At 46.8% G+C, this 12,201-nt stretch carries 6 protein-coding genes; 5 read left to right on the top strand and 1 reads right to left on the bottom strand.

The window, feature by feature from the left end; all coding sequences use genetic code 11:
- Window positions 1-29: 29 nt before the first annotated feature.
- On the bottom strand, window positions 30-950 hold the full coding sequence (locus tag AC58VC_RS04365; RefSeq protein WP_497367589.1) for a helix-turn-helix domain-containing protein: 921 nt from the start codon (window positions 948-950) through the stop codon (window positions 30-32).
- A gap of 147 nt (window positions 951-1,097) precedes the next feature.
- Between AC58VC_RS04365 and AC58VC_RS04360 the strand changes: the two genes are divergently transcribed.
- The 5 genes from AC58VC_RS04360 to AC58VC_RS04340 all read left to right on the top strand — a co-directional run bounded on the left by AC58VC_RS04360 (window position 1,098) and on the right by AC58VC_RS04340 (window position 12,186).
- The gene (locus AC58VC_RS04360; RefSeq protein ID WP_497367588.1) at window positions 1,098-2,231 is read left to right on the top strand and encodes a glycosyltransferase WbsX family protein; all 1,134 of its coding nucleotides are present in this window, start codon (window positions 1,098-1,100) and stop codon (window positions 2,229-2,231) included.
- A gap of 81 nt (window positions 2,232-2,312) precedes the next feature.
- Window positions 2,313-3,536, top strand: coding sequence for an MFS transporter (locus AC58VC_RS04355; protein WP_497367906.1), 1,224 nt, complete (start codon window positions 2,313-2,315; stop codon window positions 3,534-3,536).
- 614 nt (window positions 3,537-4,150) lie between these two features.
- The gene (locus AC58VC_RS04350; protein ID WP_497367587.1) at window positions 4,151-9,469 is read left to right on the top strand and encodes a GH116 family glycosyl-hydrolase; all 5,319 of its coding nucleotides are present in this window, start codon (window positions 4,151-4,153) and stop codon (window positions 9,467-9,469) included.
- Between the two features lie 190 nt (window positions 9,470-9,659).
- Complete coding sequence (locus AC58VC_RS04345) at window positions 9,660-11,189, top strand: sugar ABC transporter ATP-binding protein (RefSeq protein ID WP_497367586.1); 1,530 nt, start codon at window positions 9,660-9,662, stop codon at window positions 11,187-11,189.
- Window positions 11,164-12,186 (top strand): ABC transporter permease, encoded by a 1,023-nt coding sequence (locus AC58VC_RS04340; protein ID WP_497367585.1) that lies wholly within the window; start codon window positions 11,164-11,166, stop codon window positions 12,184-12,186. The genes AC58VC_RS04345 and AC58VC_RS04340 overlap by 26 nt, the downstream gene beginning before the upstream one ends.
- Window positions 12,187-12,201 lie beyond the last annotated feature (15 nt).

Below are 12,201 nucleotides of genomic sequence, written 5' to 3'. Positions count from 1 at the left end.
CTAGTTGGCAGGGGGATTCCTCTTGTCTATTACTTATTAAGGAGCAGTTTACGATAGGCGCTTGGGGTAAGGCCGGTATGCCTTTTGAACAGCCGATTAAAATAATCGGGATTCTGGAAGCCTGAAGCATGCATCACTTCATAGATTTTGAGATGCGAAGACGCTAGAAGACGGCAGCTATACGTAATTCTTTGCTTTTGAACGAAACGCATGTAACTGGTACCAAGGTGTCGATGGCATATTCGCAGAATCTGGCGTTCGCTCAGGTGGAATTTCTCAGTTAACATCGGTAACGTATAATCATCGGGCAGCGCATGGGTAAGGAAGTCAAGGAGTTGTTCAACGTTGCGGCTTGAGCTTCTAGTTGGAGGAAGGGGCACTGATTGCGCCATGATTGGGACAAACCGCCATTCGGTGCTGCGAAATAACAATACGAGCAATTCGGCAACCAAGGCCATGGCCTGAGTTAAATAAGCAGTGTCTCGCTTGGCAAGAATGTCCTGCATGCTTTCACTGATCCTACGAATAGCGCCTAAGTGATCGGATGCCTTGGCCCAGCGCTGCTGCTGCGAATCTCTGCAATCGTTCTTGCCAATCAGCCAATCGATCAATTGCTTGATGGCTAGGTCGGGAAGGCAAACCTTCAGATGCTCAAGCCATTCCGAGCGAATGATGATATTGCGCACAATCAGTGGAGCAGCACTCTTGGCCGGGGAAGGACGAAAAACGTGAGAGACACCAATGGGCAAGGCGAAGACATCCCCCTCCTGGACGTGCATAGGCTCACCATCGATATATTGGATGCCTTTGCCATCAAGTACAACGACGATCTCTATAAAATCGTGAACATGCTCTAGCAGCCACTCCGTTTCTTTTACTTCATTCACATACAGAAAACCGTTGTCTTCGATGTATTCGGCAGCAGAATAGGAACCTAGCTTTCTTGGCATGGTAACTGCGCTCCCTCACTTCTTAGGACGATGTCCGAAATGGTGGTAAGTAGGTCTGATTTGTAAGTGGTTACATGGTTACTTCAATTATACAATATAGACAGGTTTTAAAACTATTGAACTTGTATAAGAGGTGAGATGGCGGAGATGGCAACCTACCAAGCTGCAGCCTATTATTTTCCCAATTACCATCGCGACAAACGAAATGATGCGTGGCACGGTGAAGGATGGACGGAGTGGGAGCTTGTAAAGCGTGCGGAGCCTAAATTCCACGGTCATCAGCAGCCCAAAGTGCCCTTATGGGGTTATGAGGATGAAGCGAATCCGGCTGTCATGGCTCGTAAAATAGCAGCGGCGGCCGATCATGGCTTAACGGCATTCATCTTTGACTGGTATTGGTATGAAGATGGTCCATTCTTACAGCGCGCACTGGATGAAGGGTTCCTGCATGCTCCGAATAACGATCGACTGAAATTTGCCATCATGTGGGCGAATCATGATTGGATCGACATTCATCCTGCTCAGCGCAGCAGACCTTTCAACACGCAAGCCGAAGGCCAGATCAGCGAGAAAGGCTTCGTGGAAGCTACGGATCATATGAGTCAGAACTACTTTTCACATCCATCCTATTGGCGTGTAAATGAAGGACTTTATGTCTCGTTCTACGAGATTCACAGCCTGATTCGCGGTTTAGGCGGAATTGAGGAAACGGCGCGAGTTCTAGAAGAGTTCCGTGAGAGAGTGCGAGCGGCCGGATTAGGGGAGCTACATTTAAATGTTGTCGTTTGGGGTCTGCAAATCCTTCCAACGGAGCAAAAGATAGCGAATATCGACGAGGTGCTGGAGCAGCTTGGTCTGGATAGTATTTCTTCGTATGTTTGGATTCATCATCAGCCGCTGGAACAGTTCCCGGAGACTGATTATGCGGCCATTCGAGAGAAGTCGCTGCTTGATTACGAGAAGTTCACGGCTGCTTATAAGCTGCCTTATTATCCGAATGTAACGATGGGCTGGGACTCCTCTCCGCGAACCGTGCAATCGGAAACTTTCGAAGATTTGGGGTATCCGTACATGGCCACTCTCGCAGGGAATACACCTCAGGAGTTTAAGCTTGCTTTGGAGGGTGTCAAAGAATTCCTGGATCGCGGCATGACGAAACCGCCAATTTTCACCATCAATGCGTGGAACGAATGGACGGAGGGCAGCTATTTGGAGCCGGATACGATCAACGGAATGGCCTATTTGGAAGCGATTCGACATGTATTCGGAAGCAAGCCATAAGAGGGAGAATGAGCCTCTACGAAAAAAACACTTGAACGCTAAGTGTACTTGTCGTACAGTTTTAATAACCTTAAGTCGGAGCTGGCCCTTCATCTTGGAGGGCTGGCTATTCATATTTCTAGAAGGAAGAAGGGGCTTACAACGAGACTCTACGCATTTATGTTGTTTTACGCAGTCATTTATATGGGGAATGCGGTTTACGGCACATTTTTACCTGTCTACCTGTATAACGTCAAATTCTCACAGGAACAAATCGGCATGCTGCTTAGCCTAGGTCCACTTATTGCCATGTTAGGTCAACCGATCTGGGGAGCGCTGGGTGATCGTGCCAAGACCAAAAATAGCGTGCTTGCTTTTCTTTTGATGGGGAGCGGTATTTCAATTATGTTCTTCCCGCTTTCACAGCAGTTCATTTATTTACTTGTATTAATTTGTGTGTTTATGTTTTTTCAAACGTCTATTTTTGCGTTAAGCGATGCGATTACATTGGAAGAATTGGATCGCCGCCCCAAATGGAATTTTGGCTGGATTCGTCTTGGAGGCACCATCGGTTTCGCCACGATGTCGCTTGTGTTCGGTATCGTCGCCAAATCGCACATTAATTCCATGTTTCCTGTTTATGCAGGAACGATGATTGCCGGTTTGCTATTACTCTGGTGCTTTCCGCCAGCGGCGAGCCGTCAGGCGAACGTAACCGGCAAACGATTCCGGGAGCTCTTCCGCAACGGGAAGCTGATGTTTTATTTGGGCATTAACTTTATTGTACAAGTTACACTTGGCTATTATTATGCTTTTTTCCCCATTTACTTCAAGGAAATGGGTGCCGATAGCTTGCTGCTTGGCTGGTCGATGGTCATTTCGTCGATGAGCGAGCTACCGTTCCTGCTGTTTTCCGGTTGGATCTTTAAGCGCATTTCGATTTCGATGCTTTTGATCATTGCCGCACTCGGCTCAGCCGTTCGGTGGTTCTTGTTTTCCATCATTGACCAGCCGTATTGGATTCTACCCGTGCAGATGCTGCATGGTATTATTTTTATCGTATTGTCTGTCACCCTGGCGACATTCATTAATCGTGAAGTGCCTGCAGAGTGGAAAGCCAGCGGTCAAACGCTGAACGGCTTACTCAGCCTTGGAGCAGCGCGCATTATTGGCAGCTTCTTTGGTGGAATCATGAGTGCCGCATACGGTATGAGACAAGTTTTTCTGTATAGCTCATGGGTGTCGATGGCTACTGTAGTTGTATTTGGACTCGTCATTTGGCTGCGCAGGAAACAGAATGTGTCGAGTACATCGCTAACGAAGTGAGTTTAAGGTTGGATGGAACAATGGGCCGCTGAACAGGTAGTTCCGACAAATAAGCAGAATTTATATGATTTTAGAGAAAGGACCGTCAGGATTTCCCTGACGGTTTTTCTTATTAAGGATTAAGAGGATGTTCCGAAAAAAGTGCCGACCGAAGGAAATGACTTTTTTGAAAATAAAGCATTTACAGAATTTAGGGCATTTGTTAAGATGAGTACGTTCACGTGCACGATAAATCTTATTGGGAGTTTTTTTATTAAATCCGTGCACGTGAACGGTGGTGGACTACGATTAGGAGTTAGCCGTTTGTTTTTTGATATTTCCTGTAATGAGTGTAGAAAATTGAAAGACAGTACGTGTTATTGTAAATACAATAACAACGGATCTTACTACAATAGATATATAGTCCTTATCAAGGAGGGGGGCGGAAACCGCGATATTTTAGTGCTTGAAGATTCTAGAAGTGTTCCAGAAGTCCGAAAGTAACAGATTGACCTCATCAATGGCTTTTAGCAGAGTGAACGGCATTGGAATAGGTTCTCAACCGAGATTGTCCAGAACGTAATGCAACCGCTTACTTTTTTTCTATTGTCATTAAATCTGTAGGAGGAATTCCTTTGAGGCTCAGAAAGAGGCTTGTTAGTTTTTGTTTATCTTGTTCTGTTTTATTATCTACGATGAGTGCCGTTGTCCTTCCCCAAGGGTTGGTTCAAGCTGCTGCTGCAGCTGACTCGCCAAGCGCAATTTTTAGTGATGACTTTAACGCAGGAACGTTGACGAATTGGAGTACGGTCAAAGGAACATGGACGAATGCGGGAACGGCGGCACAAGGAGTTTCTACAGGTGATGGATTGACCCTTAGACAGGGGAATACAGGAAGTGACTTCACTTATGAAGCGGATCTCAAGCTAGTGACAGCTAAATCGGCAGGACATTTATATTTTAGAAGCAACAGCTCAGGAACGAATACATATGCGGTAACACTCGATACAACGGGCACTACGAATGTGGTTAAATTATTAAAGTTCACGAATTCCGTGTATGCGCCCATACAGAGTGTCAATCAATCGTTGACCATGGGGCAGACCTATCATGTAAAAGTTGTAACTTCCGGCAGCAACATCAAAATATATGTAAACAATGCAGCAACACCGATTATTGATGTCAACGATACATCGTTCACATCCGGTCAATTCGGACTTGGTACATACGGGGGCACTGTTCAATTCGATAATGTAGTCGCTTTTGATAATACCCCTCCTGCAACGAGAGTGAATTTCAGCTTGAATGGCAATGACACGGCCGTGCGAAGCGTTTCGACAGTTGCAACAGCGATCGGTGTGGATACATCGACGTTGAACTATCAATGGTCGAAGAACAGCACGGCGCCTGATGGAGCGACCTGGACCTCCTTTACTAATGGCGAACTAATTTCTCAAAGCGGTGTTGACGGTGACTGGTATCTTTATATTCGATTCAAGGATACAACAGGCCAGGAACAAACGGTGAAATCCAATGTGTTTCATTTGGACAATTCAATTGTTACTGCCGGGGCCCAGGTCGGACAAAATGGTACCCACTGGGGTTTTGAAAGCGGAACACTTGAAGGTTGGAACGTGGCATCCAACCCATCGAATATCCCGATACTTGCAAGCAATGCGTTTTTTCATAACGCGAAAGACACCCCGTACAATAAAGAAGGCAAGTTTTTTCTTTCTACGCTTGAAGGCAGTGGTACTGCGTATGGCGACTCCTATAATGCGGTAGTTGTATCCCCGCAAGTTACGCTAACACGTCCGCAAGTTTCGATGCTTGTCGGTGGCGGGAACGGGGCTAACACTTACGTTGCAGCTTGTACCGTAGATGCGTCACAATCCAACAGTTGCCGTGAAGTTGGCAAGTTGACTGGCAGCAACGCTGAGATTATGCAACTGCGTACACTTGATTTGTCAGCGTATCTCGGTCAAAAGATTTTCTTCAAGATGGTCGATAGTGCCAATTCGAGCTGGGGGCACATTACGCTAGATGACGTATTTGTCAATATTCCGGCTGCGTCAAAAGAGTTGAAAGTTACACGAAACAGTTCCGCTGATTATGTGTTATCTTGGCAGCCGGTTACGGAATCCGGAATAACGGGTTACAACATATACCGATCTACCGATTCTGATGAAAATTTCATCAAGCTGAATAATACTTTGTTTACGGAAACTTCATTCGACGACACAACAGTGCCGACTGAGGCGACATATTACTACCGTGTTACGACCGTAGGAGCCGATGGTTCGGAGTCAAGCCCTGCCTCCGCAATCGCCTTTTACCGTCCTGCTCAAGATATTTACGCACGAGGAAATACGGTAACCTATTCCGGGACACAGCTTACAGCTATTGAATTCCCGGTTGGACCGATCGGTGCCGGCGGTATCCGGCACTTCGGTACGGGAGAGCGAAGCGAAGCATGGATTTTTAATAGTGACGATACGTTCCGCAGTCGCACAACAGGTATTGTTCCTAACAGTTTCTTTGCCGTACGTGCCCAGTCGCAGGGAGGCCAGCCAATCGTACGTGCTCTTCAAACGACAGCAGTTGGAACGTTTAATGCGATGAAATCGCTTACGTTCCAAGGCGAATATCCAATGGGGCGTTATAACTTCCAAGACGATCAGATGCCTATTGAAATCACGCAAGACGTGTTCAATCCGATGATTCCCGGAAATATGAAGGATTCGGCAATTCCAACGGCGATTTATACGATGACATTTAAGAATCCGTCTTCAAGTGAAGTGAACGTGTCTCTTCTGGCATCGCAGCAGAATGCCGTCGGCTTCGATGGCACAGGCTCGATCGCGGGGACGAACAAACGTGACTTCAGTGGCTATGGCAGCAATAGCAATACGCTACAAATCGGCAGCGATGCCTCACATCTACAAATGAATGGCAGTAAAGGAAGTATGACATTGTCTGTCCTGGGACCGCAAACCGGCGGAACGGCTTCCTGGAATACGCTTGAAGCGCTGCAAACTGCGTTTGCAAGCGGCAGTGTGACAGGTACTAACAATGCTTCCAGCCCGCAAGCTGGAACGACGGTGGACGGTGCTTTGACGTCCAGCTTAACGCTGGCGCCAGGTGAAACCAAACAGGTGAAGGTGCTTTTGAGCTGGTATTTCCCGCAGAACCCAACGCGAGGTTTCGGTGGGGAAGGCATGCAGTACACGAATTGGTGGAGTAATGCGTCTGATGTTGATCAGTACGTTACTGCCAATCTAACAAATCTGCAATCACAGACAGAACTTTACCATGATACGATGTACAGCTCGAATATTCCGCAATACGTACTTGATCGCCTTACTTCCGCAACGGCTTTGCTTCACACGCCGACGGTGTTCTGGGCCAAAAACGGCTTCTTCGGCGGATGGGAAGGCTACGGCTGCTGTACCAATATGCCTAACCACGTATGGCACTATGCACAGGCGCATGCGAGACTTTGGCCGCAGCTTGGGCAAATGTTCGACCAACAGTGGTTAGATGCGGAAAAACAGGATGGCCTGCTGCCGTATCGTTATAATAACGATACATTCGCTTTTGATGGCCAAACTGGCGTTATTCTTTCGGCTTACCGTGATTATCTGCAATCTCCAGATACAAGCTGGCTAAACACATACTGGCCCAAAATTAAGGGAGCCATGGAATACGTCATTACCCACCATGATCCTAACGGAAACGGAATCCTGAAAGGCGGAGCTTTGACTACGCTCGATGCCGGTTCGCCAGCAATGAACTCTTGGCTAGGCTCAATGTATTTGGCTGCGGTTAATGCTTCTGCGCATCTGGCAAAAGCCGCAGGTGACACAGCAGCAGCGGACAAATACGACGCTATCTATAGCCAAGGGAAGACGAATCAAGAAAATATGCTGTGGAATGGTCAGTATTATGTTGAAAAAGCTCAAAGTGGAGGAGGAGCCACCAACTTTATTGGCAATGGGTCGGAAATCGATATGCTCCTGGGCCAGTGGTGGTCCACGCAATTGGGGCTAGGCGACATATACGATTCGGAACATATGACACTAGCGCTCAAAAACCTTTTTAAAAATAATTACTATGATAATTTCATTGATTTTACCCATCAATATCGCACATACGTCGAACCGGGTGACGCAGGATTGGTGATGGCAACATGGCCAGGCAATGACAGACCTTCGAATAGCATCCATTACTTCGATGAAGTCATGTCAGGATTTGAGTATTCAGCAGCAGCGACTATGATTCAACGCGGATTGCTTGACGAAGGGCTTACGGTTGTGAACGCTGCATCCAATCGCTACGACGGCAGGCTCAGAAACCAACCGTACATGACTTTTGGCGGATGCGGAATCGGCGACGGCACCGGAAACCCTTTTGGCGATGACGAATGTGGTCAGTGGTATGGGCGTACGTTATCTTCCTGGTCTTTGCTGCTCGCTCTGCAAGGTTTCAATTATGATGCTCCGCATCAAGCTATCGGCTTCGCACCAACGTGGCAACCGAACGATCATAAATCGTTCTTCACAGCAGCAAACGGATACGGCACATTCAGTCAGAAGTTGGAAAATGGGGCACAGACGGATACGATCAACATTGCTTCTGGAACACTTGACCTGAAGACTATCTCAGTTGCCGTTCCTGCGGATACAGCAACTTCAGGTTGGTCAGTTCTCGTTAACGGTCAACACGTTGCAGATGCTTCTGTGACCTTGAGCGGGACTACAGCTACTGCGACCCTGCCTCAAACCGTGACCTTATCCGCAGGTGAAGAGATCACGCTGCAATCCGGTACTGGGGTAACAGGAGTCACGGTAACTGGAGAAAATGGCGCAACAACGATCACGACGGATGGTGGCACCTTGCAAATGCACGCTACAATCGAGCCGGCTGATGCGGCTGACAAGTCCGTTACTTGGGCAGTTTACGGGCTCAATAACGCACCGACAGACTTGGCTGTCATCAACGCAGACGGTGTACTGACTGCACAAAAGGATGGCACCGTTAAAGTGGTGGCAACGGCAAATGGCGGCTCCGGGGTGCATGGAGAAGCGATGATTGTCATAAGCGGACAGACGGCAATACCTGCGGGTCCAGGGGCAACTTTGACCGGCATGAATTCTGTGCAGGCAGGGCAATCTTTTACAGAGACTTATGGATTGAGGGGCTTGACGCAACATGTATTTGCCCAGGATCTGACAATAACCTATGATCCGGATAAACTGGAATTTGTGTCTGTAGAATCTTTGAAAGATGGATTCATGATTGTGAAACAAGCGGATAAATCGGGTCAAGTCCGAATCGTTGCGGCAAGTGTAGGGGAAACCGCTGCAAATGCGAACGGTGAGTTAATGGTCATTCACTGGAAAGCTAAACCGATGCTGCAGTCAACAACAGCGACTTTAACAATATCTAATGTAACTGTTGCTGACGGGCAGGGTGTGGAAACGAATTTGTCAGGTGACACTCGACTTGTACAAATTAATATGGCGGTTTCTGTAGACAAAACAGCACTTAGCGCTTTGATTGCAGATGCGCAAACGAAACATGATGCGGCTGTTGAAGGCACAAATGCCGGTCAATATCCAGTTGGATCCAAGGCAACGCTGCAGGCTGCAATCGATAGAGCCAATGCTGTAGTTAACGACTCTGAAGCTACACAAATACAAGTAGATCAAGCAACATCTGATTTAGACGCAGCACTTCAAGCATTCATCGCTTCCGCTATTCTGCCAATGCAGGGAGATCTGAATGGTGACAACAAAGTAAGTATCGGCGATTTGGCTATGGTAGCTGCTAACTATGGTAAATCGAAGGCTAGCAGTGAGGATTGGGATCAAATCAAAGCCGCAGACGTGAACTGTGATGACAGAATTGATCTTACTGACCTCGCAGCTATTGCTCTGAGAATTCTAGAGTAAGTATTCATTGAAACGCAGGACACGAGCTTAAATGAACGTTGTTTAAGTTCGTGTCACTCTCAAAATAATTGTGTGTAAAATTGTAAACTATTACAGTTTATTCTAAATACTTCATACCTCCCTGCATGGTATTTTTTTAATAGAGCATGAGCGAGGGGGGAGTAACATACGAAGAACAACCATTTTACAGATGAATCGAATTTCGAAAACGTTTGGCATGGTCAAAGCGCTTAAAGAGGTAGACATGGAGCTTCACCAAGGAGAAGTTATGGCTTTATTAGGCGAAAACGGTGCGGGGAAATCCACATTAATGAACATCTTATGCGGAGCAACATCCGCGTACGACGGTGAGATACGGATAGACGGCCAACCTGTTCAAATTAATTCGCCAACAGATGCCAGCAAGCATGGCGTTGTGAAAATTCACCAGGAACTACAACTAGTGCCGGAATTAACGGTAGCCGAGAACATCTTCTTGGGCAGAGAGCAGCGAAATCAATTCGGCTTCATTGACTACAATAGGATGAATGCAAAAGCGCAAACCTACATGAATATTCTAGATCTCACCGTTACGCCTCAGCAGCAGGTCAAACGACTACGAATTGGCGAACAGCAGCTTGTGGAAATTGCTAAAGCTTTATCGCTTGATGCAAAAATTCTCATCATGGACGAACCGACAACAGCGCTTAGCAAACATGAAACCGAGAAATTGTTTCAGGTTGTGAAGCAGCTTTCTGCCAAAGGGGTATCCATCATTTACATCACCCACCGAATGGAAGAAATTTTTGAGCTTTCCGATAGAGTGGTTGTGTTGAGAGATGGGAGTTTGGTAGGGGCGGTTGCTACTGACGAAACGAATCACAATGAGTTGGTGCGCATGATGGTAGGCAGATCGTTCGCTGAGCTTTTCCCGTGTAGAGATTTTCGTAAGGGGAAAGAAGTGCTCCGGGTAGAGAACCTATCCTTTCATCCACCTATTACAAATGGTAAAAGGAAGTTGAAAGAGGTATCCCTCACTTTACATCAAGGTGAAATATTAGGCATTTCCGGGTTGTTGGGAGCGGGTCGATCCGAACTGTTTGAATGCTTGTTCGGCCTGCATGTAAGAAGATGCACCGGCAAGGTGTACATCCATAATCAACAAGTGATGATTAAAAATCCAAGGGATGCCATTGATAAAGGCATGGCTTTCTTGACAGAAGATCGTAAAGGTCAGGGGCTGGTGCTAAGCCGATCGATTGGGGAAAATATGTCACTACCCTTACTCGATACATTTAGCCGGTGGACTTTTATGAAGACGAAGCAAGAAAAAGTCGTCTGGGACGAACAAATTCGTTCGTTAAGTATTAAAGCGCCCAGCTACGCGACACAGGCTAAACAGCTGAGCGGAGGAAATCAACAGAAAGTTATCATTGGTAAATGGCTGCTTTCGAAGCCGATTATCCTGCTCCTGGATGAACCTACCCGGGGAATAGATGTCAATGCAAAAGCAGAAATTTACGAAGTCATTCACCAATTAGCTCGCAGTGGATTGGGGATTCTCCTCATTTCCTCGGATATGCCGGAGATACTCGGTTTATCGGATCGTATTCTCACGATTTGCGAAGGTAGAATCACTGGCGAATTTATGCGGGCGGAGGCAACGGAAGAGAAGTTGCTGAAAGCGGCAACGGAAAGGGAGGTAACGTCTTCTCATGACAGCGCCCAAGACATTATTTAAATCACATGTATTCAGACAAGCTGAGCATTTGCAGAAAAATCAAATCTTCAGCTTTCTCATTCGATTTCAAAGCTTATTTGGACTCCTATTAGTACTTGGTGTAGCATCAATCATCTGCACGAGAGATGGAGAGAATTTATTTCTTGCGCCAACGAATCTGGCTAATGTTGTTCGCTCGATTTCTGAGAACGGCATTATGGCCATCGGTATGACGCTGGTCATTCTGATAGGCGGTATTGATCTATCCGTTGGCGCGATTCTTGGTTTAACCGCAACTGCCGCCGCTGATCTGATGATGCATCGCTCCATGGGCATGTTGGAGACGATCATCATTGTGCTGGCGCTGGGCGCAGCCTTTGGAGCTTTTAACGGTATGGTTTCTACAAAGCTAGGTATTCAAGCGTTCATTGTTACGCTAGCTTCAATGAGTATCGCGCGCGGTCTTGCACGATTCTGGTCAGGAGGCATCGGGATTCCGATTGCTTATGGTGATGGTGCAGAGTCTGCCCCTAGTACTTTCAACGTCCTTGGAGAAAGGATAGGAGGTATTCCGGTGCCCGCCATTTGTTTCCTTCTCTTGGGCATCATTTTCATCATCATGCTGAAATTTACGAAGTTCGGAAGGCATGTATACGCAATTGGCGGCAACGAAACGGCGGCACATCTATCCGGTATTAAAATAAACCGTATTAAAATCCTGATTTATGTTCTTGCAGGCATACTGTCTGCTGTTGCTGGAACGATTCATGCTGCACAAGTCAGTCAAGGCAGCCCCAATGACGGGATTGGTTATGAGCTCAATGCTATCGCTGCTGTCGCTATTGGCGGCACGAGTTTGGCCGGCGGGAAAGGAACCATTATTGGAACGATCATAGGCGCCTTGATCCTTGGAGTTCTCGATAACATGCTTGGATTAAAGAATGTGAACACGAATCTCCAACTCGTTGTGAAAGGACTTATTATCATTATTGCTGTGGTCCTACAGAAACAGAAATAATCTAACTACTATAAG

It is taken from the genome of Paenibacillus sp. J22R67 (assembly GCF_059692175.1).
Note: the sequence above shows the minus strand (reverse complement) of the source record. Positions and strands in the feature narration are given on the sequence as shown.